Origin of the sequence: Halochromatium glycolicum, from assembly GCF_016584085.1 — a bacterium.
GTDB classification, from domain to species: domain Bacteria; phylum Pseudomonadota; class Gammaproteobacteria; order Chromatiales; family Chromatiaceae; genus Lamprobacter; species Lamprobacter glycolicus.
Window position 1 is genome coordinate 48444 of the sequence record NZ_NRSJ01000009.1, and the last position, 25270, is coordinate 73713.

At 64.6% G+C, this 25270-nt stretch carries 23 protein-coding genes; 11 read left to right on the forward strand and 12 right to left on the reverse strand.

The window, feature by feature from the left end:
* The first annotated feature begins 26 nt into the window (after nucleotides 1-26).
* Both CKO40_RS07150 and CKO40_RS07155 read left to right on the forward strand, forming a co-directional pair.
* Nucleotides 27-1880, forward strand: coding sequence for a V-type ATP synthase subunit A (locus CKO40_RS07150; RefSeq protein ID WP_200345514.1), 1854 nt, complete (start codon nucleotides 27-29; stop codon nucleotides 1878-1880).
* A 479-nt stretch (nucleotides 1881-2359) separates the two neighbouring features.
* The gene (locus CKO40_RS07155; protein ID WP_200345515.1) at nucleotides 2360-5101 is read left to right on the forward strand and encodes a hybrid sensor histidine kinase/response regulator; all 2742 of its coding nucleotides are present in this window, start codon (nucleotides 2360-2362) and stop codon (nucleotides 5099-5101) included.
* Nucleotides 5102-5389: 288 nt separating this feature from the next.
* Here CKO40_RS07155 and CKO40_RS24875 read toward each other — a convergent pair whose 3' ends face one another.
* The 9 genes from CKO40_RS24875 to CKO40_RS07195 all read right to left on the reverse strand — a co-directional run bounded on the left by CKO40_RS24875 (nucleotide 5390) and on the right by CKO40_RS07195 (nucleotide 12442).
* Nucleotides 5390-5641 (reverse strand): type I restriction-modification system subunit M N-terminal domain-containing protein, encoded by a 252-nt coding sequence (locus CKO40_RS24875; protein ID WP_338074142.1) that lies wholly within the window; start codon nucleotides 5639-5641, stop codon nucleotides 5390-5392.
* Nucleotides 5563-5772, reverse strand: a complete 210-nt coding sequence (locus tag CKO40_RS25295; RefSeq protein WP_420827367.1) for a PIN domain-containing protein — start codon at nucleotides 5770-5772, stop codon at nucleotides 5563-5565. The genes CKO40_RS24875 and CKO40_RS25295 overlap by 79 nt, the downstream gene beginning before the upstream one ends.
* Nucleotides 5714-6058, reverse strand: a complete 345-nt coding sequence (locus tag CKO40_RS24225) for a PIN domain-containing protein (protein ID WP_242476887.1) — start codon at nucleotides 6056-6058, stop codon at nucleotides 5714-5716. The genes CKO40_RS25295 and CKO40_RS24225 overlap by 59 nt, the downstream gene beginning before the upstream one ends.
* Nucleotides 6055-6321 carry an antitoxin gene (locus tag CKO40_RS07170; protein WP_200345518.1) on the reverse strand — a complete coding sequence of 89 codons (267 nt, stop codon included), beginning with the start codon at nucleotides 6319-6321 and terminating at the stop codon, nucleotides 6055-6057. The genes CKO40_RS24225 and CKO40_RS07170 overlap by 4 nt, the downstream gene beginning before the upstream one ends.
* Before the next feature lie 41 nt (nucleotides 6322-6362).
* Complete coding sequence (locus CKO40_RS07175; protein WP_200345519.1) at nucleotides 6363-6617, reverse strand: response regulator; 255 nt, start codon at nucleotides 6615-6617, stop codon at nucleotides 6363-6365.
* A gap of 137 nt (nucleotides 6618-6754) precedes the next feature.
* Nucleotides 6755-8389, reverse strand: coding sequence for a YfcC family protein (locus tag CKO40_RS07180; protein ID WP_200345520.1), 1635 nt, complete (start codon nucleotides 8387-8389; stop codon nucleotides 6755-6757).
* Complete coding sequence (locus tag CKO40_RS07185) at nucleotides 8370-9650, reverse strand: hypothetical protein (RefSeq protein WP_200345521.1); 1281 nt, start codon at nucleotides 9648-9650, stop codon at nucleotides 8370-8372. Before CKO40_RS07185 ends, CKO40_RS07180 begins: the two co-directional genes overlap by 20 nt.
* Before the next feature lie 76 nt (nucleotides 9651-9726).
* The gene (locus CKO40_RS07190; RefSeq protein ID WP_200345522.1) at nucleotides 9727-10992 is read right to left on the reverse strand and encodes an arginine deiminase; all 1266 of its coding nucleotides are present in this window, start codon (nucleotides 10990-10992) and stop codon (nucleotides 9727-9729) included.
* Between the two features lie 19 nt (nucleotides 10993-11011).
* On the reverse strand, nucleotides 11012-12442 hold the full coding sequence (locus tag CKO40_RS07195) for a basic amino acid/polyamine antiporter (protein ID WP_200345523.1): 1431 nt from the start codon (nucleotides 12440-12442) through the stop codon (nucleotides 11012-11014).
* A gap of 258 nt (nucleotides 12443-12700) precedes the next feature.
* On the opposite strand from CKO40_RS07195, the gene CKO40_RS07200 reads away from it, so the two are divergent.
* Nucleotides 12701-13498: a response regulator transcription factor gene (locus tag CKO40_RS07200; RefSeq protein ID WP_200345524.1), complete on the forward strand. Its 798-nt coding sequence runs from the start codon at nucleotides 12701-12703 to the stop codon at nucleotides 13496-13498.
* A 328-nt stretch (nucleotides 13499-13826) separates the two neighbouring features.
* Here the strand turns inward: CKO40_RS07200 and CKO40_RS07205 are convergent, their stop codons facing one another.
* The 3 genes from CKO40_RS07205 to CKO40_RS07210 form a co-directional block, all read right to left on the reverse strand.
* Nucleotides 13827-14774 (reverse strand): YihY/virulence factor BrkB family protein, encoded by a 948-nt coding sequence (locus tag CKO40_RS07205; RefSeq protein WP_200345525.1) that lies wholly within the window; start codon nucleotides 14772-14774, stop codon nucleotides 13827-13829.
* Complete coding sequence (locus tag CKO40_RS24880; protein WP_276570793.1) at nucleotides 14774-14905, reverse strand: hypothetical protein; 132 nt, start codon at nucleotides 14903-14905, stop codon at nucleotides 14774-14776. Before CKO40_RS24880 ends, CKO40_RS07205 begins: the two co-directional genes overlap by 1 nt.
* Before the next feature lie 119 nt (nucleotides 14906-15024).
* Nucleotides 15025-15711, reverse strand: a complete 687-nt coding sequence (locus tag CKO40_RS07210; protein ID WP_338074138.1) for an urease subunit gamma — start codon at nucleotides 15709-15711, stop codon at nucleotides 15025-15027.
* Between the two features lie 331 nt (nucleotides 15712-16042).
* On the opposite strand from CKO40_RS07210, the gene CKO40_RS07215 reads away from it, so the two are divergent.
* The 8 genes from CKO40_RS07215 to CKO40_RS07250 all read left to right on the forward strand — a co-directional run bounded on the left by CKO40_RS07215 (nucleotide 16043) and on the right by CKO40_RS07250 (nucleotide 25266).
* Nucleotides 16043-18031 (forward strand): DUF1576 domain-containing protein, encoded by a 1989-nt coding sequence (locus CKO40_RS07215; protein WP_242476888.1) that lies wholly within the window; start codon nucleotides 16043-16045, stop codon nucleotides 18029-18031.
* A complete protein-coding gene (locus CKO40_RS07220) occupies nucleotides 18028-18423 on the forward strand; it encodes a monovalent cation/H+ antiporter complex subunit F (RefSeq protein WP_200345528.1) in 396 nt (131 codons plus the stop codon). Before CKO40_RS07215 ends, CKO40_RS07220 begins: the two co-directional genes overlap by 4 nt.
* 30 nt (nucleotides 18424-18453) lie before the next feature.
* Nucleotides 18454-18837: a monovalent cation/H(+) antiporter subunit G gene (locus tag CKO40_RS07225; protein ID WP_200345570.1), complete on the forward strand. Its 384-nt coding sequence runs from the start codon at nucleotides 18454-18456 to the stop codon at nucleotides 18835-18837.
* Nucleotides 18834-19808, forward strand: coding sequence for a hydrogenase subunit MbhD domain-containing protein (locus CKO40_RS07230; protein ID WP_200345529.1), 975 nt, complete (start codon nucleotides 18834-18836; stop codon nucleotides 19806-19808). Before CKO40_RS07225 ends, CKO40_RS07230 begins: the two co-directional genes overlap by 4 nt.
* Entirely contained in the window at nucleotides 19805-20290 is a 486-nt protein-coding gene (locus tag CKO40_RS07235; protein WP_200345530.1) for an NADH-quinone oxidoreductase subunit K, read from the forward strand. The genes CKO40_RS07230 and CKO40_RS07235 overlap by 4 nt, the downstream gene beginning before the upstream one ends.
* On the forward strand, nucleotides 20287-22179 hold the full coding sequence (locus CKO40_RS07240) for a complex I subunit 5 family protein (RefSeq protein ID WP_200345531.1): 1893 nt from the start codon (nucleotides 20287-20289) through the stop codon (nucleotides 22177-22179). Before CKO40_RS07235 ends, CKO40_RS07240 begins: the two co-directional genes overlap by 4 nt.
* Entirely contained in the window at nucleotides 22176-23876 is a 1701-nt protein-coding gene (locus CKO40_RS07245; RefSeq protein ID WP_200345532.1) for a complex I subunit 5 family protein, read from the forward strand. The genes CKO40_RS07240 and CKO40_RS07245 overlap by 4 nt, the downstream gene beginning before the upstream one ends.
* Before the next feature lie 256 nt (nucleotides 23877-24132).
* Nucleotides 24133-25266 (forward strand): efflux RND transporter periplasmic adaptor subunit, encoded by a 1134-nt coding sequence (locus CKO40_RS07250; protein ID WP_200345533.1) that lies wholly within the window; start codon nucleotides 24133-24135, stop codon nucleotides 25264-25266.
* Nucleotides 25267-25270 lie beyond the last annotated feature (4 nt).

Sequence of the window (25270 nt, forward strand, 5' to 3'; positions counted from 1 at the left end):
TATCCAAGATGTCCGAGGATGCACCGATGACACCATCCGATGCCGACCGCCAAGATGCGCCTGCCCGTGTGGTCGCGGTCCAGGAGAGTCTGGCGACCATCGAGGCCGGCTGGGAGGGCGGGCAGCGCCGGCTGCTGAAGAAGAACGAGGTCGTGCTGATCATGCCGCGGCGCCTGGCCGCGGACGGGCGCCAGGAGCGCCTCAAGGCCGAGGTCTTGCGTGTTCGCGGTGACTTGGCCGATCTGCAGGTGTTCGAGGATACGCGCGCGATCGCGATCGGCGATCCGGTCGAGCAGACCGGCGAGATGCTCTCGGTGATCCTCGGCCCCGGGTTGCTCGGTCAGGTCTTCGATGGACTGCAGAGCCCGCTCGACAAGGTGGCATTGGAGCATGGGGTGTTCCTGCCGCGCGGGGTCGACATCCCGCCGCTCGACCGCGAGCGCCGCTGGTCGTTCGTACCGGCGGTGCAGCACGGGGCGCGCCTGAAGGCCGGCGGGCTGCTCGGCACCGTTGCCGAGGGCCGCTTTACGCACAAGATCATGGTGCCCTTCGACCAGGCCGGGGAGGTCGAGGTGACCTGGATTCAGGAGGGCAGCGTGACCCTCGACACGCCGGTCGCGCGCATCCGCGACGCCCAGGATCGCGAGCGCTCGCTCGATCTGCGCCAACGCTGGCCGGTCCGTCGTCCGTTGACCGAGCACATGCTGCGCGAGCGCAACACCGAGCGGCTCTATCCGCACGAGCCGATGACCACCACGATGCGCATCGTCGATACCTTCTTTCCGGTTGCACGCGGTGGCACGGCCTGCATCCCCGGCCCCTTCGGCGCCGGCAAGACGGTGCTGCAGCATGCGCTGGCGAAGCATTCGGATGTCGACATCGTGGTGGTGGTGGCCTGCGGTGAGCGTGCCGGTGAGGTCGTCGAGACCATCCAGGAGTTCCCGCGCATCAGCGATCCGCACACCGGTGGCTCCCTGATGGATCGCACCCTGATCATCTGCAACACCTCCTCGATGCCGGTCGCGGCGCGCGAGGCCTCGATCTACACCAGCATCACCATTGGCGAGTACTACCGCCAGATGGGTTATCACGTCCTCCTGCTGGCCGACTCTACCTCGCGCTGGGCGCAGGCGATGCGCGAGACCTCCGGGCGGCTCGAGGAGATCCCGGGCGAGGAGGCCTTTCCGGCCTACCTCGAGTCGGCGATCCGCAGCGTCTACGAGCGCGCCGGTCTGATCCGCACCGGCGACGGCAGCACCGGCAGCCTGACGATGATCGGCACCGTCTCGCCGGCCGGCGGCAACTTCGAGGAGCCGGTCACCCAAGGCACCCTGAGCACCGTCAAGAGCTTCCTGGGCCTGTCCTACGATCGCGCCTATCGGCGCTTCTATCCGGCGATCGATCCCCTGATCTCCTGGTCGCGCTATCTCGAGCAATTATCGGCCTGGTACGGCCAGCATCTCGACCCGAGCTGGACCGAGCGGGTCGAAGCTCTCAAGGAGCTCCTAGCACAGGGTGACTCTGTGCAGCAGATGATGCAGGTCACCGGCGAAGAGGGCATTACGACCGAGGATTACGTCGTCTACCAGAAGGCGCTTTTTCTGGACATGGTCTTCCTCCAGCAAGATGCCTTCGATCCGGTCGACGCCTCGGTGCCGATGGCGCGTCAGCAGCTGGTGCTCGGTCGGGTCTGCGAGGTCGTCGAACGCAGCGACAGCTATCCGGACAAGGAGACGGTGCGCCACCACTTCAACCGGCTCACCGGGCTGTTCAAGAACTTTCACTATTCGCCGCCGGACTCTCCTGACTATCAGCGTCTGCTGGGCGAGATCGACGCCCTAACGCGCGGCGCCGGCGAGCCGGCGCATGATCAAGGATGACGCGAGCAGGAGCAGGTTTCTGGAGAGTCGTCAGATTGCTGCAGCCATGGGTTGAAAATGCGGGGCTTGAACCTAGAAACCGCAGTTGACCGCTTAGCCCAACATGTAACCCTTTGCACTGGTTCCACTTCTGGCGCTTCATGAAGCGCACCCATGGGTGACGGCCGCTACGACCACCAGGGCACGCCCCGCGCGGCGCCCAGCGTTGTTACAACTCGTTGGAATAGAATGACTATTCCGCCTCGTTGTGCCTCGCTGTGCACCACGCGGGACGCACCCTGACGGCCGTCCAACTGCGGTTTCTAGGTTGAACGGTTCTGCCGCTCGAAATCTCGTCGGGCGCCCGCTCAGGATAACGCGGCAACAGCCAGGTCACCATCGCGACGCTGACGGCCATGATGATCATGTGCTGCGATGCGTCGGCCCACCAGGCCGGGGCCTACGCAGCGCAATCGGGATACCTCAGGATCAGCTAGCGAATGGGTTGGGTAACGATCATCTGGGCCATGATGGCGGGCGTAGCGGCGACGCTGGCCGGCCTTTATCTGATCGCCTGGCTCCGGGCGCGAACGGATCTGTCCTACCTCGCCTTTGTCGTCCTGGCCGCGAGCGTCGTGGGTCTCGCCGGGACGGAGCTGTGGATGATGAAGGCGCAGACAGCGCACGAGTTCGGCGAGGCCTTGCGTTGGTTTCAAATCCCGATCTGGTCCGGGGTCTGTTCCCTCGCAGCCCTGGTTTACCTGCGCTTGCGACCGCGCTTCGTTTGGATCGGCTGGCTCGCCGTTATGCTGAGAACGGCGTCGCTGGTGCCGAATTTTCTGTCTCCGACGAATCTCAACTACACGCAGATCACGGGGATCAGTCACGTCCGCGTCCTCGGCGAATCCGTGACGCTGGCCACCGGGGAGCCGAATCCCTGGATGCTGCTCGGCCAAGCGAGCCTGCTGCTGGCGCTGTTGTTCATCCTCGACGGCGGTGTCAGCGCATGGCGACGGGGCGGCCGTGAACGGCCGCTGTGGCTGGTGGTCAGTCTGTCCGCCCTGGTCGCGCTCGGCACCGCCCAGGCGGTACTCGTGTTCTGGGGCGGTGTCGCGTTGCCGATGATGGGCTCACCGCTGTTTCTGTTGACCGCAATCGCAATGGCGCACGAGCTGAGCTCTGGCCTGCTGCGCGCCGAGCGTGCGGAGCGTGAGGTGGTGGCCAAGGACGCGGCCTTGGGACTCAGCGAGCAGCGCTTGAGCCTCGCGGCCGAGGCTGCGGCAGCCGGTTTTTGGAGCCTGGATGGGCAGACCGGGGCCATTTGGGCGACGCCGAAGACGCGAGAGCTGCTCGGGGTGACCGCGGATGGGGAGCTCCGGCTTGCCGATATCATGCAGCGTGTGGATGCGCGAGACCGCCCAGGGCTGGAACAGGTGATCATGCGGGCGCAGCGCTCCGACGAACGCTATCGCACCGAGTTCCGGCTCATCGATCCGCGAGGCAAGGTTCGCTGGCTCGTCGGTTTGGGTCGTCGCGTCGCCGAGCCCCAGACCGGGACCCAGGCCGGGAACGAGACCGGGACCCAGACCGGGAACAAGACGCTGATGGGCGTGGTGATCGACATTTCCGAACGCCGTGCCATGCAGGATGAGATCCGCCGGCAGCAGACGCGGCTGGCGGCGATGCAGCGCGAAGAGAACGTCAGATTGACCGCGGAGGTGGCCAAACAGACCGAAGCGCTGCGTAACGCGAGTGCGCAGGCGCAGGCGAGCAGTGAAGCCAAGTCTAAGTTCCTGTCTAGCGCCAGCCATGAGCTGCGCGCGCCCTTGCACGACCTGCTCGGCTATGCACAGCTGCTCTCGCGCGAGATCCCGCCCGAGGCGCAAGCGCATCTGGCGGTGATCCAAAAAAGCGGCAACCAGCTGCTACACCTGATCGACGACATTCTCGAGTTCAGCCGCGGCGATGCCAAGCCCATCGTCCTCGATCCAGCACCCGTGTCGCTGCCCGAGTTGGCTGCGCACCTCGAGGCGACCTGCGCGCCAGCGGTCGCACGGGGCGGCAATCGGTTCGAGACGCGCGCCCGCCTGGGATCGCTGAAGTGGGTCATCGCCGATGAGCGCAGACTCACCCAGGTTCTGCGCAACCTGATCGACAATGCCTGCAAGTACACTCGCAATGGGCTCATCGAACTCGGCATCGAGACGGTTGACGCCACTGCTGGCATGGCCGGCGAGCCCGAGGGCATCCACGAGCCATTGGTGCGTTTCTCGGTTCGAGATACCGGTATCGGCATTCCGGCTGACCAGCAGGAGGCGATCTTCGAGCCCTTCAAGCGGCTTAACCGCTATGACGACGCGCCCGGCCTGGGTTTGGGGTTGGCTATTTGCCGACAAATCGTCGTGGCCAGCGGCGGGCAGCTTCGCGTCGAAAGCCGCCAAGGGCCGGATTCCGGCAGTCTGTTCAGCTTCGATCTAAGGTTGCGGATGGCTGAGGCCGGAAGCGAGGCGGCGGACAGCGAGAGCCCGCGCGCCATCCTTGGCTATAGCGGGCGGCCACGGACGGTATTGATTGTCGATGACAGGGCCAGCAGCCGCCGGCTCCTTGCCAAGCGTTGTGAGCTCCTGGGCTTGGAGGTCTTGGAAGCGGCCACGGGCCGGGACGCCTTGGACCTGTTGAGCATGGCCGATCGGACACCGGACCTCGCCCTTGTCGATCAATTCATGCCGGGGCTGGATGGCTGGGGTTTCCTGCGCTGCGTGCGCACATCCGACCAGCACCGGGGGCTGCCGATCGTCCTCGTTTCGGCGGCGCCGTTGGAGCGGCCAAAGGGTTTTCCCGCTGACGTCGAATTCGACGAAGTCGCCTTAAAACCCCTCTCGGCAACGGCACTCACCGATATCTTGCAGCGCCACCTCGATCTCGTGTGGGCGTACGCCGAGACGGACCTACCGGCTGACGCTGTCGCCTCAACCTGCGAGTTCGATTCGACAACGCTGTCCCTGCCGCCGGGTTGTTGCGACCTGGAGCTTACCCAGCTCAAAGAGATGCTGGCGCTGGGGGCGGTCGTCGCGATCGATCGATGGGCAGTCGAGATGGCCGAGACCTACCCGGAGCACAGCGCTCTGTGGAATGAAATCAGGCACCGCGCCAACCGCGTCGACCTCTTTGGACTGCGCGACCTTGTCGCTCGACTGCCACGAACGGCAGCCGACTCCGAGCGCGCGAACGAGTTGTCGTGATCAGATCGGCGTGACACGTTCGGCGGCGTTCCGCCATCGGAGACGGTGCGGGAGTTCGGTTTCTCACTGCCGTTGACGTTCTAGACATCATGTCTAGACATCATGTCTAGACATCATGTCTAGACATCATGTCTAAACCGCGTCCAGATTGAGATGCGTAATTGTTGTGCCACTGTCGGCACTCCGTTGCGCCACGTCTCCCGTGGCTGCGTGTTTTGATCCTGTTGTTCACCGGATTGTTGCATATTGACGTTGGACCTTGCCAAATGGCAGCAACCCCCGAAGACCTCAGGCAGCTGTCACTAGCCGGGAGCCGGGGCTGCCAAGGTGGATGAGCAGGATCTTGTAGAACTCGAGCCGATCGGGCGCCGGCTGGTCCTCCAGGTCGCCCCAGCGGTAGTCCGCGGGGAGTTGGTCCTCGGTGCCCGTCTCCTGGGCCATCTTGAGGAACAGCAGGTAGGTCAGCTCGGTGATGTACTGGTGGTAAGTGACCCCATCGTCCTTGAGGACGTTGCAGAGGTTCCAAAGCTTGGCGACGATGTCGTGGGTAACGGCGGTCCTACTTGCTCGTAGGCTTGGATCGTCAAGCCGGGGACCCGGGCGAAGGCGCCGTCATTGGTGATCAGGGTGGCGCCCTCGGCCAGGGCGTGGGCGGCGATCATCAGGTCCATGGGGGCTAGGGGCTTGCCCAGGGCGGCTAGCTCGGCGCGCAGGGGGGCCGTAACGACGCGCGGTCGCGGAGGTCCAGGGGCGGATGTCGATGCCGCCCAGCACGGTCTCGGCGAGCCCGACAAATTCGACCCTTTGCGGGCGGCGTGCAGGGCCGAAGCGAATCTCGTCCTCGGTGACCACCGAAATGCAGAATGGCGCGATGGACAGCCGCAGGTCCAGGTCCGGGGAGCGGGCCTTCATCACCGCCGAGAGCGCATTGGTGTCCAACATCAGCAGGCCGCTCATGGCCAATCGCGCTCGACGTGCTCACCCTGATCGCGATCCGCCATGAATTCGTCCAGCTCCTTGCGCTCCTTCTCCGTCATGCTGGCGATCAGGTGATCGCGCTCTTCCAGCCAATCGCGGAAGGACTTGTTCAGCGGACTCAAGATCACGTTGCCGGTCTCAGGATCGCGGCGGATCTCGACGGCGTCGCCCTCGAAGCGGAACTCCGCGGGCAGGCGTACCGCTTGGCTGCGACCATTCTTGAAGTGTTTTGCGGTCTGCATCTCAACCTCCGATCTTGGCGCGGTATAGATCGCGGTCTAATCTAATGCCGCGGAACCTCGGGGCCAAGGGTGCAGCAGAAGGCGCGCGGGCTCCTTGTGCAAAGGGCTCCTTCGATTTCGGGCATCGCCACGTCCAGCACTCGACAGGCGGGGCCGTGCGGACGTACGTGGGCGATAAACTCGCGCGCGCCGCTGAAGCCTCGAACCTGGAACCCCTCGGCGCGGAGCAGTCGAGTCAAGGCCTTCAGCATCTCGGGCTCGTCGTCGAGCAGATTGACCATCGGTTCATCGGTCATGATGCGGCGCCGTCCCTGGGTAGATACAGGTGCAAGGAGGCGCCGCCGCCGGCTGCCGACTCGGCCCAGACGCGCCCGCCGTGGCTGTTCACGAACGACCAGCGACTGGCGTTAACTGCTCTTTTTTGGGGTTATGGTTAAGCGAGGCTGGCGGCAATGACAAGGACGGCCGCAGAGACGACGAACAGGGCCAGCAGCAGCGGCCAGATGAAGCGCAGGTACTTGTCGTAGCCCACCTGCGCGATGGCCAGGCCGCCGATGACCACGACATTGGTTGGCGACACCAGAAGTGCCAGCCCGTGGCCCAGTATCCAAGCGGTAATGGTCAGTGGCCGACCGACCCCGGCGAAGTCGGCGAGCGGTGTCAGCAGGGGCATCGCCAGCGCGGCATGCCCAGAGCTCGACGGGATCACAAAGGCCAGCGGGATGTTGACCACCATGGTCGCAACAGCAAAGGCGCCCGCAGAGGCGCTCATGATCAGCTGTTCCATGGCGTACAGGATGGTGCCCAGCGTCTGGGTGTTGGTCATGATCACCGAGACACCGCCGGCGAGGAGGATGACCATGGCCGGTCCCATCATGTCCGAGGCACCGGCTTTGATCAGCCGCACGATCTCCTGCTCGTCCATCCGCGCGACCAGACCCACCAGCACCGAGGCGATCAGAAACAGCATCGCCAGTTCCGGAAACCACCAATCGAGCTCAAACCAGAAGGGCTTGACCCCGGCGATCTCATGGGTGGTGTAGTAGTTCGCGGGGCCGGTGGTGCCGCCGAGGATACTGGCCCAGGGGATGACCGAGAAGATCATCAGCCCAAACGCCAGGACGGTGATCGCCAGCACCCATTTCTGGGTGCCGCTGAGGGTTTGATTGGCGGCATCGGGAGGAGGGGCATGGTCGGGTCGGCTGGCGCCGTCATCAGCGCAGGTGGTTCCCTCGGCATCGGCGGACGTCGTCCCCTCGGCGCTCGACGCCTCGAACCCGACCAGGGAGAGGCTCGGGTCTGCCCGCGTCCGCGCCGCGTAGCGCAACACCCAGACCACCCCCATCGCGGTGAGCAGCACCCAGAGGATCACCCGCAGCAGGATGCCTTCGCCGATGCCGACCCCGGCCTCGCCGGCGGCGACGCCGATCGAGAACGGATTGACCGTGGCCGCCATGATGCCGATCACGGAGCCGACGATGATCATCGCTGCGGTGACCAGGCGGTCGTACCCAAGAGCGGTCATCAGCGGGATGAAGAGGGCATAGAAGCCGAGTGTTTCCACCGAGAATCCCATGGTGGTGCCGAGCAGCGAGAACAGCACCATGACCGCAGTGATCAGCAGCCAGCCCTGGTTTCGCAAGCGGTTGGCGAGCGCCGCCACAGCCACCTCCAGGCTCCGGGTGGCAAAGCTGATGGAGATGAAGGCGCCGATCGACATGATGAAGACGATGATGCCGATCTGGCCGAACAGGCGGCCGACGATCTCGGTGTCGACCAGCGCCGCCGCCGGGCTCAGCAGGCCGTAGATCCCGTTGACCGGGGCGAGGATCAGTTGCTCGACCCGCTCGCCGAAGCTCAGCGGCGATTCAATGCGCTCGAAGGTGCCGGGGATCGGGGAGCCGTCGGCGTCCTGCGCGTAGCGTCCTGACGGGATGAAGAGGGCGGCCACCCAGACCAGGACCATGACGATCGCCAAGGTCGTGACGGCGCTCGGGAACTGGAACCCTGGCCTCGATGCGTTGCCTTCGGTGATCGAGCTCGGGGAGCTAGAAGGACTTGCGCACATTGACCCAGATCTCGGTCGAGCTGTAGTCGCTGAACTCCGCATCGCCCTCATCACGGATGTACAGCACCTCTGGCCTTAGGGACCAGCCTGGGGCGAACGCATAGGTCAAGCCGCCGCCGATCTCGTAGATGTCGAGGTCCGGCCTCAGTCGCCCGGGGTCGCCAAAGGCGTTCTCATAGGGGATGTCCTCATGCGTGCCGTTATGCTCCCAGAAGCCAAACAGAAAGGCGCTCAGGCGATCGTTGATGTCCATGCCCCAGTCGATCTCGGCGCCATAGATGGTTTGATCCCCGCCCGCACGGCCATGGGTGGCCCATTCGCGCCCCCCAGTCAGGGTGAGGGTCAGCGATGCCCTCCCGTCCAGCAGGGCGCGCGTCCAACCCAGCCAGACCTGCGCGATATCCCGGCTGCGATCGCGCTCGCCGCCACGGGGATATTCGCGGGCGCGGATCTCGCCCTCGAGGAGGATCTCGTTATCGGGATCGAGGATGAAGGACCGATTGGCGAAGAGCCCATAGTCCTGCCGATAACCGTCACCGCCCCGGTAGCTGGCCCGGCCGCGCACCCCGATCGACTGACTGCCCGCGGTCAATGACTGAGTGATCCTCGCATTCCAGCGCAGATCCGAGTCGTCCCGCCGATCGGTGTCGTCGTAGTAGCGGTACTGGTAGTCCAAGCTGGCGTCGATCGCGAGATCGTCCGTCGCGATGTAGCCCAATCCGCCGCCGATCCGTGCATTCCAGAACCAGTCACGGGCGGGGTCACCGCCCAGCGCGTTGGTGGTGCGGGTGACGTTCTCGCGGTAGAAGCCGGCGCCGGTCTCGGCATAGCCAAAGACGCTCAGGCGTTCGCCTCGCTTGTAGTTCTGCCCTGCCCGGGAGTAGACCTCGGCCTGCTCGCGCAGGTCCGGCGGCAGGTTGTCGAAACGCAGAACCTGCTCGAACTCGAGCACCGCCTTGGCGTACTCGCCCTTCTCCAGATAGGCCTGGCCACGCTCGAGATGGCTGTCGATTGGATCAGCCTCATCAGCGAGCGATGGGTTGAGCTCAGGGCTCGATGCCAATCGCGATTCCCTGTTCAGTGGTGCGACCGGCGCGCCGTCGGTGGCGCGACTGTCGGCCCGACTGATGGTTGCCGGAACCATCAACAATGCCGTGATGCCGGCGATTGCAAGCCACTGGATCAGCAGCTGACCATCATCATGCGGACCCACATTCGGAACCGCGGGCCGCAGGTCAGCGCCCTTGCGCTCTAGAGCCATTGAACCTCCAAGATCAAGCTTGCGAGCATCGCGCGCGGCGAGGTGCTCGAGGATCATGGGCAGGGCAGAGGCCAGGTCAGAAGTCGACCGCGTCGCGAATCAACGGACAGGTCATGCAGTGACCGCCGCCGCGCCCGCGCCCGAGCTCAGCGCCGACGATGGTGATGACCTCGACCCCGGCCTTGCGCAGCTCGGTGTTGGTCCAGGTGTTGCGGTCGTAGGCGACGACGACGCCGGGTGAGAGCGCGACGAGGTTGTTGCCGCTGTCCCACTGCGCTCGCTCCGATGCGTAGTGGTCACCGCCGGTCTCGATCACCCTGAGCTTCTTGAAGTTCAACGCCTCGGCGACGACGTCACAGAACGGGTCTTTCTCCAGGGTCGCCTCCAACCCATCGGCATTGTCGCTGGGCCTGAGCGAGATCGTGTGTACTTGATCCATGATCGGTCGATAGAGGGTGACCAGATCGCGATCAGCGAAGGTGAAGACGGTGTCCAGGTGCATTGCCGAGCGTAGCTTCGGCATGGCGGCAACGATGACGCGCTCGGCGGCGCCGTTCGCGAACAGCGCCTGCGCGACCTGTGAGATGCCCTGACGGGAGGTACGCTCGCTCATACCGATCAGCACCACACCATTGCCGACCGGCATTACATCGCCGCCCTCGACTGTCGAGCGCCCGAAGTTCTGATCGGGATCGCCCCACCAGACCTGGATATCGGCGTTGGCGAAGCTCGGATGGAACCTGTAGATGGCCGAGGTCAGCAGCGTCTCCTCCCTGCGCACCGGCCAATACATCGGATTCAGCGTGACGCCACCGTAGATCCAGCAGGTGGTGTCGCGCGTATAGAGCGTGTTTGGCAGTGGCGGCAGCAGATACTCGGTTACCCCGTGTGCCTCGCGAACAAGCTCCAGGTAGTCGGAGGTCGCGAAACGCTCTGGCACGTCCACCACCGACACGCCACCGATCAAGAAATCTGCGAGCGGCTTCGGTGGCAAGCTCTCCAGGAATGCTCGCGTATCATCGATCAGCCCCAGTCCGACGCTGTTCCGGGTGACCTTGCGATCGAGCAGCCAAGCCTTGGCCTCGGGGATGGCGACGGTCTCGGCGAGCAGCTCGTGCATCTCGACCACCTCGACGCCGCGCTCACGCATCTTGATCATGAAGTCGTAATGGTCGCGTTTGGCGTTGGTGACCCAAAGCAGATCATCGAACAGCAGGTCATCGTTGTTGGTCGGTGTCAGCCGGGTGTGCGCAAGCCCGGGTGCGCAGACCATCACCTTGCGTAGGGTTCCGACCTCAGAATGCACGCCGTAGACGGGTGCGGAATCGTTGGCTTGACTCATGGTGGACGCTCCTGTGGTTCTAGATGGTGATCATGCCGGTAGCAAGGCCGTAGACGCCGGCAGCGGCGCCGGCGACGAAGACGCCGAGTAACGCGAGCTCCCAGGCACCGAACAGCCGCTGTTTCTGCTCGCGCCTGGAGAGCACGAAGAGGATGGTCCCCGGCGCGAGCAAGATGCAGGCGAGCACCAGATGCTTGAGTCCACCCGAAAGCAGCATGAAGATCGTGTAAACGGTCGCGATCAGCGCCCAGGTCATATCCGTGCCCCAGCCCTGGCCGTCCGGGTGATAGGTCTCGCGCGTCAACACCAGCTTCAGCGCATAGCCGGCGACCAGGGTGTAGGGGATCAGCGTCAGGGCGCTGGTCATCTCGAGCGACAGGTCGAAGGCGTACTGCGAGAAGATCGAAACGATCAGGAACAGCTGCACCAGGATGTTGGTGATCCAGAGCGCGGCCGAGGGCACCTGGTGCTTGTTCTCGTGGGCAAAGACCTTGGGTACCAAGCCGTATTTGGCGGCCGAGTAGAGCACCTCGGCAGCGAGCAGCGACCAAGCCAGGAAGGCGCCGAGCACGGAGACGATGAGACCAGCGCTGACGAACTTGAGCCCCCAATCACCGACGACCGCTTGCAGAGCGCCGGCCATCGACGGCTGGCGCAGCTCGGCCAGCGCTGGGCGTTCGAGCACGCCATAGGGCAACAACGTGACGAGCACCAAAAGGCAGAGGACGCCGACAAAGCCCATCACCGTTGCCCAGCCGACGTCCTCGCGTCGCTTCGCGTAGCGCGAGTAGACGCTCGCGCCCTCGATGCCGATGAAGACGAAGACGGTCACCAGCATGGTGCTGCGGACCTGATCGAAGACCTGAGCGCTGCTGTAGTCGCCGCCGCCCCAGAAGCTGGAGGCGAACAGGTCGTAGTCGAAGGCGAAGGCCATGAACGCAATGAAGACGAAGATCGGGAGGATCTTCGCAACGGTCACGACCTTGTTGATGAAGGCGGCCTCCTTGATGCCACGCAAGATCATGAAGTGGAAAGACCAGAGTACGATCGACGAGACGATCACCGCCTGTGGCGTGTTGCCATCGCCGAAGATCGGGAAGAAGGCCCCAAGCGTCGACTTGATCAGCACGAAATAGGTGGTGTTCCCGAGGCAGGTCCCGATCCAGAAACCGAAGGCCGCGGCAAAGCCCAGGTAGTTGCCGAACCCCTCCTTGGCGTAGGCGAAGATACCCGCATCAATCTCCGGCTTGCGCACCGCCAGAGACTGGAACACGAAGGCCAGCATCAGCATGCCGCCACCGGCGATGATCCAGGCGACGATGGCGCCGAAGGGGCCGGTCGCTGCGCCGAAGCGGGCCGGAAGGGAGAAGATGCCTGCCCCGACCATGGAGCCGACGACCATCGCCGTTAGCGTGAGCCGGGAGAATTTTTGCGCGTCTGCATCTGCCATGCGAGTACCCCCTGTTGACCAAGATCCGCTCGCAGCCATGATCAACGAGGCAGTGACGCAGAAGTAGGCTAATGCGCACGAAAACTGTGCATGGAACGATGCTTGATGTGGCGCACCAAGAGGATGATAGGGGCCGAGTGCGTATGGGCTGGGCTGACCGGAGGTGGGAGACTTTGCAGCCTCAGCATAAGACTGTGCCGCGAGCCGCAGTCCGCTGCGATTGCCGGTTTCGCTCGGTTAACATCGACCGCAGTTTCGATGGCTGCAGAGTCCATGAGCATGGCCGACAACCTGGCGCGTATCTTGATCGTCGATGATCAGCCGGCATCGATCGGTCTGCTGATCGCCTATCTGCAGGGGCGCGATATCGACCTCCTCGTCGCGCAGACCGGCGAAGACGGTTTGCGGATCGCCGCTGAGGGTCAGCCCGATCTGATCCTGCTCGACGTGCGCATGCAAGGGTTGGATGGCTTTAGCGTTTGCCGACGCCTCAAGGCCTCGCCGAGCACCCGCTCGATCCCGGTGATCTTCCTTTCCTCGGCGATCGAAACCGAGGATAAGCTGCGCGGATTCGCCGCCGGCGGTGCGGATTACATCACCAAGCCGTTCTCTGAGCAGGAGGTGCTGGCGCGGGTCTATCTGCAGATCGGTGGGCCTGAGCAGCTGAGTGCGCTGAGCAGTCAGGCGCTCGATGAGCTGGAGGACATCCCGCTGTCGGCCTCGGCGAATCGGCTCGATCAGCGTCTGTTCACGGATGCTGTCGCGGTGCTGACCAAGCGGCTCGTCGACCCGCCGAGCGCGGTTGAACTGGCGCATCAGGTCGGCACCAATCAACAGCGGCTGACGCGCATCTTTCGTGAGCAGGTGGGGATGAGCGCCTACGAATATCTGCAGGAGATGCGCCTGGAGCGGGGGCGGAGTCTGTTGCTGGAGACCGATCTTCAGGTCCAGTTGATCGCCGATCGGGTCGGCTACCGCAATGCCGGGGATTTCACCCGCGCCTTTCGCCGTCATTTTGGAGTGACGCCACGGCAATACCGGCAGGGTCGATTGTAGCCCGATGACGTTGATGACCAGGGCCTCGCCACGCGCATGCCGGCGATGCGGCAGGAGCATCTGATCCTCTACGATAAGTAAGATCAATGGATTCCCGCGGGGCATCTCGAGCGCATCGCCGAGCGTCTTCCGAATGCCCGACTCGAACGCTTCGCCGAGGTTGGCCACTCGATGAACCTAGAGCAGCCCGAGCGCTTCGCGCGGATCTCCGCGGACTATTTCAGCCAGCTTTGAGCGGCAGGTCGTATTCCTCTGCCCGCCACGTTGCAGAGGCCAACGCAGCGAGCAGGGTGCGTCGCGGTCCCCCGATAGCCGCGAATGACACCGGTCAGACGACCTGTTGCTGAACCACCCTCACCGCCGATGGACGCGGCACGATGTCCCGATTGCGGGCGCTCAGCTCGGCCCGAGTCAACGCCACGCCGAGCAACAGCAACAAGGCAGAGAAGTAGACCCAGAACAGGATGACCAGCAGCGAGGCCGCTGCACCATAGGTCGAAGCAATGGCCGTCTCGGCGAGATAGGCAGCGATGCCATAGCGGCCGAGGGTCAGCAGCAGCGCTGTGACCAACGCCCCGGGCAGAACGTCACGCCATGATAAGAGCACGTCGGGCAACACTCTGAACAACGCGGCGATAAACAGTACCGTGATCAGCACTGCTATTCCGCCGCGTGCGGCGCTGGAAAGCAGATCCGGCTGCAGGACCTGCAGCAGGCCGATGGGGTGGAGGGCGGCGACCAGGGCCTGGATCGCGATGACAGCGATGAAATAGAGCAGCAGACCCAGGCCGATCAGCAATACGACAAGCAGCGCCAGCAGCCGGGTGCGCATCATCTGCCAGAAGGGTTCAAGCCGAGTCCGGCCGGGCCTCGGGCGCACTCCCCAGAGTAGATTCATCGAGTAGCGCAGTTGACCGAACACCACGGTCGCCCCGATCAGGATGGCGCCGATGCCGATCAGTGTCGGCATCAGCCCGGCCTCCTCGGGCCGCGACCTCAGGATTGCCTGCTCGATGGCGGCGGCTGCCTCGGCACCCAGCGTATCCTGCAGCTGGGCGACGATCTCGCCCTGCGCCGCCCCCTCGCCGAGGACGACGCCGATCAGTGTTACCGCGATGATCAGGGTCGGCGCGAGCGAGAAGATCGTGAAGAAGGCCAACGCGCCCGCCTGCATGAACGGATTGTGCTCAAGCCAGAGGTTGAAGCCCCTGACCGCGATGGTTAGCAGCTGGCGTAGAGACCTTAATGCAGGCCCAAGGAACCGCTCTCTCGTCATTACAACGGCGCCGGATCAGCGGTGAAGGTGATGGTGAGCCAGCGGTCCGGGCCGACGCCTCCGGTCGCATGGCCGATCTCATCGCGCAAGGCGTCGATCTCGGTCAGCGTCAGCGCTCGATCCGCTGGCACCAGGACCGAGATCTCGATGAAGCGCGCGCGTCCGGCCTTGGCGAGATAGCTGCGATAGTCAAGAAGCGGCGACCTTCTCGGCCAACGCGGTATTGATGAATTGGTTCAGACTGACGCCGTCACGTGCCGCAGCGCGACGTGCGGCCGCGAGGATGCTCTCGGGCGCTTTCAGGGGGTAGTTGCTCTTGCTCATAGATGCCCCGGCTGCACTCATGATGCCGGCGGCAACGACATCGGTGTCGAGTGTCAACAACATATGGCATAGCATATCCCATAGAGCGAAGGTTGCAACAGGACAAGCTGTGGGGGAGGCAGGTTGCTGTCGGTGGAGAGAGTTTGGCGCCGATCGCCTCTTCGCGAACGATAGCCCTGCACTCGTGCAGCTTGGCCTTGACTTGGGCTGTTTCGTGCGCAAGCACCTTGATGATCAGCCCGGCCTCGTTCGGTAGCCGGCAGGCGCCGAAGGCCAGGCCGCTGACCTGGTCGACGGCGGCGCCGAGGCGGGCATCGACGCGCTCGGCGACCGCGGGCGCTGTCAGCAGGACCAGGTTGCCGAAGACGTCGAACCTATCCATGACCCCGGTGTCGAGCGCGACCGAGGAGACCCGTGCGACGGCCTCTGGTTGGTTGAGCTTGATGCCCTTGTCTCGGCGCTTCTGGGAAACGTCGGCCATCATATATGGAACAAGAGCTTGTCGAATTCCGGTGGCGTTAGGTGCATCGCGCCTCCTCGTCGGGCAATGAACGGGCCAAGTGGGGCACATGCAGGCGCAGCAAGGTCTAGCCCTTGATTCGATGTCCGTCATTATCGTCTGAGCAGCTCCGGAAAATGAGCAGGAAGGAGGTCATTCTTAGCTTGATGATGGCGTCGACGATCTCGTTGCCAGGCCATTCCTGTTTATTCGTTTGCGCATTCCGAGCGACACCACTAGACTTGCCGGTCGCGCGTCCTGTTATTCCTGGTTCGAAAAAGGTGATTCGAAAAAGGGCGCTCCAATCACGCCAAGCTGAGTGACGGCGCGAAGAGTCTTTCGGTGGACAATGAGGCGGGAGTGAGGTGTGATCGAGATGCCCAGCGATTATCGGACGCCAGTAGAGCGCAGCCCACCTAGGCCGCTCGCGGATAGACAGATCCTAATGATCGTCGCCGCTTACGCGCTGTCGTTCGTGGCCTTCGGGTTCCTTGTCGACAGTCCAGCCGAGATTTGGCACGGGCTCGGAGCGATCCTGATCTCGCGCGATAGTCTGCTCACCGACTACATGGGCCTCGGGGGTGTCGGTGCGGCCCTGGTAAGCGCCGGATTGCTGACGCTGAGTGCCTGTCTCGTTTACTACCTTGCGCGCGCCAAGATCAACGGTACTGCTGTTGCCGCCTTATTCCTAGTGCTGGGTTTCGGGCTGTTCGGAAAAAACCTGATCAATGTCTGGTTTATTGTCCTAGGCGTGGCGCTTTACTCGCGCTATCGCGGGCAGGCGTTTGCGGTCAACATCAATACGGCTTTCTTCGGGATTGCGCTCTCGCCTGTCGTGAGCGAGATACTATTCAGCTCTTCGCTGCCGATTGAATTTCGCGTGCCGCTTGCGGTTGGGACCGGCCTACTGATGGGGTTTGTCTTGCCGCCGGCCGCGGCTCAACTGTTCAAAGCGCACATGGGCTTCGCGCTCTACAACATGGGATTCACGGCAGGGCTGGTGGGAACCCTGATCGTCGCACTGTACAAGTCGTATGGCTTCGTTCCAGACCCCGTCTTTATCTGGACCAGTGGCAATAACCTTCTACTCGGGTCCTTTCTGTCGACGCTGTTCGTGTCGATGCTGATCTTGGGGTTCGCGCTCGACCGTCATGCCTTCTCGCGGTTCCTGCGGTTGACGCGCGAGTCGGGACAGGCGCCTAGCGATTTCATTGCCATTGCGGGGCTTGGCGCGACCCTGATCAATATGGCCCTCAGCGGCACGGTCGGGATGCTGTATATCCTGGCTATTGGCGGCGACCTAAACGGACCGACGATTGGTGCGTTGCTGTCCATCGTCGGTTTCGCAGCCTTTGGCAAGCATCCGAGGAACATCATTCCCATCATGCTCGGCGTCTTCATCGGCTCGCTCGCAAAGCCCTGGGGCGCCGCCGACCCCTCGATCCTGCTCGCGGCGTTATTCGCGACCAACCTCGCGCCGATCGCGGGCCACTTCGGCTGGCATTGGGGCATCGTGGCCGGGTTCATCCACTCGTCGGCCGCGCTCAGCGTTGGTACGGTGCACGGTGGCATGAATCTCTATAACAACGGCTTCGCCGCCGGTATCGTCGCCTCGATCCTGGTGCCGGTCATCCTCGCGATCCGTGCTGGCCGCGGCGATGCCGGCGTCGACGCCAAGGCGCAGCAATCCGGCCAAGGGCCTGCTGGCTCTGCTCGGCCTGCAGCCGACAATCAGGCTCGCCTGTCCTCTGCCAGGGTTTCAGGTGCGGTCGTCGAGACGCCCAGTGGAACTCGCGTTGGTGTTGGCCCTGAGACTGAGAGACCTCACTCAGCTCAGCTCACTCGAGGGCGATGGGTCGGTGCGGTGCTGGGACGGGGCCTGCTCTTCGTTGGGTTCTGGTTGTTGCTCTCGGCGCCCGACTTCGATGCACTCGCTATCGACCCGCTAAGCGCCAGCGCTGATCTCGGCATCGCGCTGGCCGCGACCCTGCTCGCGACCTGGGCGAGCATGCGGCTGTGGCCGCCGGGCCCGAAGGCACCGAGGATCGGCGCCATGCTTGGACTGATCTGGCGCTTTCTCGTGCAATCGGTTCTCGCTGGCGTCGATATCGCACGCCGGGTCTTCGACCCGCGCCTGCCGCTTAAACCGGGCTTCCTCGCGTTCCCGGGACGCATCCGGACGCAGCCGCGCCTTGGGGTCTTTGCGACCTTGAGCAGCGCGACACCGGGCACGATGGCGGCTGGGCGCAATGCCGATGGCCATCTCGTCTACCACTGCCTGGATACTCGGTTGCCGGTGGTCGACGGACTGGCGGAGGATGAACGACAGCTGCTACGGGTGCTCGGCGAAGAGCGTCTGGAGGCCGGCTCGGATCAGGGCAGAGACCAACAGCGCGAGGCGGGGGCCGCGGGTCTGCGAGGGGGCGTGACGTGATAACGACCTTTCTTCTGGTTGCCGCGGTGCTCTTGCTCGTCATCGTGACGATCGCCTTGGGCCGGTTGCTGCTCAGCGCCCAAGCCGTCGACTGGGTCATGGCTGGTCAGGTGCTGGGTACAGGAGGGATTGCAGTGCTGCTGCTGTTCGGGGTCGCGAGCGCGAGTCCAGGCGTCATCGACATGGCGCTGCTGCTGGCGTTGCTGGCCGCCTTTGCGACGGTCGCCTTTGCGGCTCGCCTTGGCCTTGACCGCAGGCGCTCGGATCAGCCCTGCGCAGGGGCGCCGGCAATCCAGCCCAGGACAATCCGGCCCACGGTGGACGCTGTGGACGCGGTCAACGCTGGCCGCGAAGCGTCCCGGGCGCCTGGCAGCCATGCGCCCGGCCGGTAAGTGGCCTGGCACAGGGAAGGCGCGATGAGCCTGCTCTGGAACCTCTTCACCCTTGTCTTCGTCTCGCTCGGGCTGGTCTTCTTTGTCGCCGGGGTCGTCGGATTGATCCGCTTCCCTGATCCGCTCTCTCGGCTGCATGCCCTGAGCAAGGCCGATAATCTCGGGCTCGGTCTGGTCATCCTCGGGCTCTTGCCGCAGGCGACTGGTCTGCTCGGTGTCTTGAAGCTGATCGCGCTCTGGGTGTTGGTGGTGATCGGCGGCAGTATTGCTGGGCAGCTGCTCGCGGCAACCCAATACGCGGCCGATGAGCAGACAGATGGCCAGCCTGATCCCAAGCCCGGCCGGCAGCTGGGGCGTCAGACCCTGGGCAGGTCCGACGAAGGGATGACCGCCGGCGAGGCGCCGCGAGCATGAATGCCGTTGCAATCCTTGGGCTCTTGACCGATCTGGTCCTTGCCGTCTCGGTATTGATGCTGTCGATCTGGATCGTGCTGACCCCTGATCGCCTGCGTGCGGTGGTCGGCTTCTTGGCGAACGGAATCCTGATTGCGCTGGTTTGGATGCGCCTCGGTGCGCCAGACGTCGCGCTGACCGAGGCGATTATCGGCGGCGGGTTGGTGACGCTGCTGTTGCTGGGGGCGAGTGCGAGAGTGCCGCCAGAGTCCGCGCGAAACGCCTTCGCCGACCGTGATCGCTGGCCGCTGCATCTGCTCGCGGCCCTGCTTGCAGCGGTCGTAGCGGTTGGCTTGGCGCTGGTCGTGTTGAACCTGCCAGAGCCAGCTCCTTCACTGGCGTCTGCGGTCGCCACCGAGCTGCCGGCGACTGCTGTCGATAATCCGGTCACTGCCGTGCTGATGGCCTTTCGTGCTGTCGATACCTTGTTTGAGACCGTCGTACTGGTCGTGGCTCTGATCGCTTTCTGGTCCCTGATACCAGAGGGCGCTTGGTTTCAGCGCGCTGGCTGGCTGCCGCTGCGGGAGCCGGCACCAGCGCTGGTGCTCTTGGGGCGTGTGTTGCCGCCGTTCGGCATCCTGACCGCCGTGCACCTGTTCTGGATCGGCACCACGCTGCCGGGCGGGAAATTTCAGGCTGGCGCGCTGTTGGCAGCGATCTGGGCGCTCGTCCTGATTGCCGGTCTCAGCCAGCCAATGGCGGCGGCGCAGCGCCTGCCGCGGCTTCTTGTGGTCATGGGGCCGACGGTCTTCTTCGCCGTTGGCCTGGCCGGCTTCTGGCTGGCCGGGGACTTCCTCGCTTATCCAAGCGGCCTTGAGAAGCCGCTGATCCTGATCATCGAGGCCGTGCTGATGCTCTCGGTCGCCGCAGCGCTAGGCTTGATCTTGGCCGGGCTGCCTCCGGCGCCTGGCTCGCTGGAGCAGAGGCGATGACCGCGGTCGATCTGTTCGGTCTCCTTGGGTCGCTGCTGGTCGGCATCGGCCTCTACGGCCTGATCACCGGTGCCTGCGCGCTGCGCAAGATCGTCGCCTTCAATCTACTTGGCGCCGGCGTGTTCCTTGTGTTTGGCGTGATCGCTCGGCGTGGCGCCGGCGCTGGTTTTCCCGGCGACCCGGTACCCCAGGCCTTGGTCATCACCGGCCTGGTCGTCGCCTTTGCCGCAACAGCCCTCGCTGTCGGCTTGCTGGTGCGCTTGGCGGAGAGCGCTGGGGTCGGTGATGTCGACGACCAATTGCTGCCCGCACCGAAGATAACCCTTGGCCCGATGCCGGAGCCTCCGTCAGGCACTGAAGAACGGCCTGCCTCGCCGGGAGCCGTCGCGCTCGGCGAGCATGCTCAGTCGCGAGTCGTGGCGGTTGTGCCGCCCGCGGATCGAGACCCTGATGATCAAACGATCGCGGGGTCGTGCGCATGACCCCGCTGTTGATCGAGAACGGTGATCTGCTGGCTGGGCTCGGCGTTTGGTCGGACGAGCTGTTGGTGTCGCTGCTCGTGCTACCGGTACTGGCCATGCTGCTCGGCTTCGTGCTCGGCGGACGTGCGGCCGAACGCATCACGCTCTTGACCCTCCCGCTCGGGCTGGCGCTGGCAATCGCCGTGGCCGTGTTGATGCTCCATCAAGGCACACCGCTGAGCTATGACATCGGCGGTTGGGAACCGCCGCTCGGGGTCGCGCTGCGCGTTGATGGCCTCTCGGCGCTCTTGCTGCTCACCACAGCGCTGGTGATCACTGGGGTTGGGCTCTATGCCTGTGCCGATTTCGCGACCTCGGCTGATGTCAAAGAGGCGCGCGCGCCGTTGGCGTTCTGGACCCTGCTCCTTGGGCTCTGGGCGGCGCTGAACGCGGTCTTCATTGGCCAGGATCTGTTCAATCTCTACGTCGCCATCGAGCTGCTGACCTTCACCGCGGTGCCCCTGGTCTGCCTCAAGGGCAGCGCTGAGACATTGCAGGCCGCGCTGCGCTATCTGTTGTTCGCGCTGCTCGGCTCGGTGCTCTATCTGCTGGGGGCGGCCCTGCTCTATGGTGCTTATGGCACGCTCGATATCGGCCAGCTTGCAGCGGCGATGGGCAGTTCAGCGGAGCCGGCAGCGATCGCTGCGGTGGTGCTGATGACGGCTGGGCTCCTGGCCAAGACCGCACTGGTGCCGCTGCATCTCTGGCTGCCGCCGGCGCATGCCGGCGCGCCCGCGGCGGCGAGCGCGGTGCTCTCGGCGCTCGTGGTCAAGGGCTCCTTCTATCTGGTCTTCCGGCTTTGGATCGACCTGATGCCGCTGGCCTACACCCAGCAGATCGCGCAGGGGCTGGCGACGCTCGGCGCCGTGGCGATCCTGCTCGGCGGCATCATGGCGATTCGTCAGGCGCGGCTGAAGATGCTGATCGCCTATTCGACCCTGGCCCAGCTCGGTTATCTATTCCTGATCTTCCCGCTGCTGGTCAGTCCGGTGATGGTGCCGGCGCTGGCCGATGGCAGCACGCCGGCGGCCTGGACCGGCGGCATCTTGCAGCTGGTCTCGCATGCGTTCGCCAAGGCCTCAATGTTCATGGGGGCGGGGCTGATCATGATCGCGCTCGGGCATGACCGCATTGCCGATCTAGGCGGTCTCGGTCGGCTGCTACCGATTACGCTCGTCGCCTTCGCGCTGTCCGGGCTGTCGTTGATGGGGCTGCCGCCGAGCGGGGGCTTTGCGGCCAAATGGCTGCTGCTGCGTGCTGCGATCGAGACCGGTCAATGGTGGTGGATGCTGGTGATCCTGTTAGGCGGCGTGCTCACCGGGGTCTATCTCTATCGAGTACTGGTGTCGGCGAGCTTTGGTGGCGCTGGAGCTGTTGTTGAAGCAGGGCCGACATCTGACCGGCAGTCTGCATCAGTGCCTGAGCTGGCCCCTGAAGCGTTGCCTGAATTGGCGTCTGCCCCATCGCCTGAGCCCGCTTCTGCCCCATCGCCGCGATCGTCGTCCGAGCGTCCGGGGCAAACAGGTCAGGCCCAATCGGTTCAGGGGCAACCGCGGCTGCAGCGTCCGGTTGCGCGTTCGCGTGAGCTGATCGTGTTGACGCTGGCATTGATCGCGATTGCGCTTGGGATGGTGCCGCTGACCTCGTTCGAGATCCTGCAGATTGGTCGCGGTGGTGAGGCGATGGCGATGTTAGAGCCCTTGGCCGAGCCAGTTGGACTCAGTGCGGTTGAGCTGCCGCCAAGCGGCTTGACGCCGGTCCCAAGCGTTGCGGGGTCTCTGGTAGCGGAGATGGAGCCCCTGCCAGGCGTTGCGGGCTCCCTGCCAAGCGCGGCGGAGCCACTGCCATGATCGCCTCGCTGCCGATGGCCGAGCTGCTGGTTGGCGTTGGGCTGGCGACGCCGGCCCTGGCTCTAGTTGCCTGTTTTTCGCAGCTAGTCCGCGAACGCATTTGGCTGCTGCTGGCGCTGATCCCGCTTCCTGCGTTGGCGGCGGCGATCGTCGCGCTGCTGGTGCTCGGCCAAGGCGATATCGCCAACGGAGAGGTTGCCGCGATCGCCCTGCTGTTCGACCCCAACGGCCTCGCGATCGGCCTCGTCATCGACCGGCCCGGGGCCGCAATGCTCGGCGTTACCGCGCTGCTCTGGGCCGCCGCCGGCCTCTATGCCGCGCCAATGCTGCAGGCGTCATCGCATCGGAGTCGCTTCACGCTGTTCTGGCTGCTGACCCTGACCGGTAGTCTCGGCGTGTTCATCGCCGCCGATCTGGTCAGCTTCTACCTGTTCTATGGGCTGGTCAGCCTGGCCGCGTTCGGTCTGATCGCGCACGATGGCACTGTCTTTGCCCGCCGCGCCACCGGGCTCTACCTGTTACTCGCGATCCTCGGCGAGATCGCCTTGCTGCTGGCCTTTGCACTGCTCTCGGCGGCGAGTCCGGAGCCGAGTCTGGCGATCAGCAGCCTGGTTGCGGGGCTCTCAGGGTCACCTTGGGCGGGGCCCAGTATGGCGCTGCTGTTGCTCGGCTTCGCGCTCAAGATCGCACTGGTGCCGGGACACGTCTGGATGCCGTTGGCCTATACCGCGGCACCGTTCCCGGCGGCCGCGGTGCTCAGCGGTGCCGCGGTCAAGGCCGGCGTGATCGGCCTGATCCGCTTCTTGCCGTTCGAGGCCGGGGCACCGGCCTGGGGTGAACTGTTGGTCGTGCTGGGATTGAGCAGCGCCTTCTATGGCGTCGCGATCGGCATCACCCAGCGCAACGCGAAGACCGTGCTGGCCTATTCGAGCATCAGTCAGATGGGGCTGATCGCGGCGGCGACCGGCTCAGCATTGCGTGCCGGGGAATCGGCCGCAGTGCTCTTGCTGACCCTCTACGCGGCGCATCATCTGCTCGCCAAGGGCGCGCTCTTTCTCGGGCTGGGCGTGGTGGCTGATGGCGTGACCCGACGACGCTGGCTCGTGCTGATGCCGGCGGTGCTGGTCGGGCTCGGCATCGCCGGCCTCCCTCTAACCGGCGGCGCTGCAGGGAAACTGGCGCTGAAGCCGCTCTTTGATACCGCTTTGCTTGGCCTGCTCAGTGCGCTCTCAGCGGCGGGGTCGACCCTGTTGATGCTGCATTTTCTGCGCCGCCTTTGGGTCAGTGGTGACGCTATCGAGCCTTGTGCGAGCGGTGTCTTCCGTCGGTTGCTGCCTTGGTGGCTGATGGCGCTCGCGGCACTGCTCTTGCCCTGGCTGCTCCTGCCCTGGCTCGGGCTCGGTGCCGCCCAGACCTGGTTGGCGCTCTCGCTCAGTCCAGCTGACCTTTGGAAGGCGGTTTGGCCGGTGCTGCTCGGGGCGCTCGCGATGCTGGCGCTCTGGCGCTGGGGTGAGCGGCTGCCGCGGGTGCCGCCAGGTGACATGCTGATCCTGGGTGCACCTCTGACCCGCCTGATGAGCGCGGTCGGTGCCGGTATCGAGGCGCTCGATCGCGGCCTGCGGCAGTGGCCAGTGGCTGGCCTGTCCTTGTTGATCCTCTCGTTGCTGATTTGGGGCGGGGCGCTGAATGCATACTGACAGCGACCGGTCCGTTTCATCCAGCAATCCAATTCATCGAGCAGATCGACTCGGGATCGAGTACTGTTCTGTGGATCAATCAGGCCTCGGCTCAAGCGCCGTTAAAGCGATGGTCTTGATATCCGGGATTCTCTCGTCATCGACGCGTCTCACTCAGGCGCGTTCTAAGTGGGTGTTGACCAAGTCTCGTCTTGCTGCCAGCTCGCGCGCTTCGCGTTTTCGTTCATCTACTTCACCGAATCATCACGGAGTCCTCATGCGGCGAATCCTGGGTCTCTTCTTTCTGTCGAGCGCGATCCTGTCGAGTGCGATCGGGCTGGTCGCCTGCGAGCTTGGCGATCAACCAGCCGTTACCAGTGCGCCTCCGCCACCGCCGGCGGTTGGCGTTGCGCCCGTGGTCGAGCGCGAGATCACACCGCAGATGGAGTTCGTCGGCCGAGTCGAGGCGATCGACGCCGTTGACCTGGTCGCGCGGGTCAACGGCTTCCTCACCGAGCGCAGCTTCGAGGAGGGCGCGCGGGTCGAGGCCGGCGATCTGCTGTTCCGCATCGAGCGCGAGCCGTTCGAGGCCAATGTGGTCGCGCGTCGCGCTGATGTCGAGCGCGCCACCGCGACGCTGACCAATGCGCGGCTGCAGCGCGAGCGGATCGAGCCCCTGATTGAGCGCGGCGGTGCGACTCGGGCTCAGCTCGATGCCGCGGTGGCCGCCGAGCAAGAGGCCCGGGCCGCGCGTGATGCGGCGCAAGCGGCGCTGCAACGCGCCGAGATCGAGCTCAGCTATACCGAGATCCATGCTCCGTTCGACGGTCGCATCGGTCGCGTCTCCTTCGCCGAAGGTGCGGTGGTCGGCCCCGACTCGGGTTCTTTAGCGCGGCTGGTGCGCATCGACCCGGTCTTCGTCAACATCCCGGTCAATGATCGCACCATGCTCGCGGTGCGGCGGATGCGCGAAGACGCCGAGTTCCTGCCCTACGTCCGCCTGGCCGACGATTCGATGCTCGAAGAACCGGGTCGGTTCGAGTTCTTCGACCCCGAGGTCGACCAGACCACCGACACGGTGCGGGTGCGCGCCAGCTTCGATAATGCGAGCGAGGTGCTGTTGCCGGGGCAGTTCGTGACCGTGGTGGCGAAGGCGGCCCAACCCGAGATGGCGATGGTGGTGCCGCAGATCGCGGTGCAGCAAGACCAGGCCGGGCGTCTGGTGCTGGTGGTCACTGCCGATAATGAGGTCCAGCTCGCGCGCGTCGAGCTGGGCGCGCGGGTCGATACCGACTGGGTCGTCACCTCTGGGCTGCAGGTCGGTCAGCATGTGATCGTCGAGGGCGTGCAGAAGGCGCGCCCCGGCATGCGGGTGCAGCCGAGCCCGGCAACCCTGTACGACGAGGGCTGAGCGC

What these genes read in the sequence shown, in the direction of transcription:
- CKO40_RS07150 (WP_200345514.1), top strand. Translation starts at nt 27, where the DNA reads ATGACACCATCCGATGCCGACCGCCAAGATGCGCCTGCCCGTGTGGTC.
- CKO40_RS07155 (WP_200345515.1), top strand. Translation starts at nt 2,360, where the DNA reads ATGGGTTGGGTAACGATCATCTGGGCCATGATGGCGGGCGTAGCGGCG.
- CKO40_RS25295 (WP_420827367.1), bottom strand. Translation starts at nt 5,772, where the DNA reads ATGGACCTGATGATCGCCGCCCACGCCCTGGCCGAGGGCGCCACCCTG.
- CKO40_RS24225 (WP_242476887.1), bottom strand. Translation starts at nt 6,058, where the DNA reads ATGAGCGGCCTGCTGATGTTGGACACCAATGCGCTCTCGGCGGTGATG.
- CKO40_RS07170 (WP_200345518.1), bottom strand. Translation starts at nt 6,321, where the DNA reads ATGCAGACCGCAAAACACTTCAAGAATGGTCGCAGCCAAGCGGTACGC.
- CKO40_RS07175 (WP_200345519.1), bottom strand. Translation starts at nt 6,617, where the DNA reads ATGACCGATGAACCGATGGTCAATCTGCTCGACGACGAGCCCGAGATG.
- CKO40_RS07180 (WP_200345520.1), bottom strand. Translation starts at nt 8,389, where the DNA reads ATGTGCGCAAGTCCTTCTAGCTCCCCGAGCTCGATCACCGAAGGCAAC.
- CKO40_RS07185 (WP_200345521.1), bottom strand. Translation starts at nt 9,650, where the DNA reads ATGGCTCTAGAGCGCAAGGGCGCTGACCTGCGGCCCGCGGTTCCGAAT.
- CKO40_RS07190 (WP_200345522.1), bottom strand. Translation starts at nt 10,992, where the DNA reads ATGAGTCAAGCCAACGATTCCGCACCCGTCTACGGCGTGCATTCTGAG.
- CKO40_RS07195 (WP_200345523.1), bottom strand. Translation starts at nt 12,442, where the DNA reads ATGGCAGATGCAGACGCGCAAAAATTCTCCCGGCTCACGCTAACGGCG.
- CKO40_RS07200 (WP_200345524.1), top strand. Translation starts at nt 12,701, where the DNA reads ATGGCTGCAGAGTCCATGAGCATGGCCGACAACCTGGCGCGTATCTTG.
- CKO40_RS07205 (WP_200345525.1), bottom strand. Translation starts at nt 14,774, where the DNA reads ATGACGAGAGAGCGGTTCCTTGGGCCTGCATTAAGGTCTCTACGCCAG.
- CKO40_RS07210 (WP_338074138.1), bottom strand. Translation starts at nt 15,711, where the DNA reads ATGACGGACATCGAATCAAGGGCTAGACCTTGCTGCGCCTGCATGTGC.
- CKO40_RS07215 (WP_242476888.1), top strand. Translation starts at nt 16,043, where the DNA reads ATGATCGTCGCCGCTTACGCGCTGTCGTTCGTGGCCTTCGGGTTCCTT.
- CKO40_RS07230 (WP_200345529.1), top strand. Translation starts at nt 18,834, where the DNA reads ATGAATGCCGTTGCAATCCTTGGGCTCTTGACCGATCTGGTCCTTGCC.
- CKO40_RS07235 (WP_200345530.1), top strand. Translation starts at nt 19,805, where the DNA reads ATGACCGCGGTCGATCTGTTCGGTCTCCTTGGGTCGCTGCTGGTCGGC.
- CKO40_RS07240 (WP_200345531.1), top strand. Translation starts at nt 20,287, where the DNA reads ATGACCCCGCTGTTGATCGAGAACGGTGATCTGCTGGCTGGGCTCGGC.
- CKO40_RS07245 (WP_200345532.1), top strand. Translation starts at nt 22,176, where the DNA reads ATGATCGCCTCGCTGCCGATGGCCGAGCTGCTGGTTGGCGTTGGGCTG.
- CKO40_RS07250 (WP_200345533.1), top strand. Translation starts at nt 24,133, where the DNA reads ATGCGGCGAATCCTGGGTCTCTTCTTTCTGTCGAGCGCGATCCTGTCG.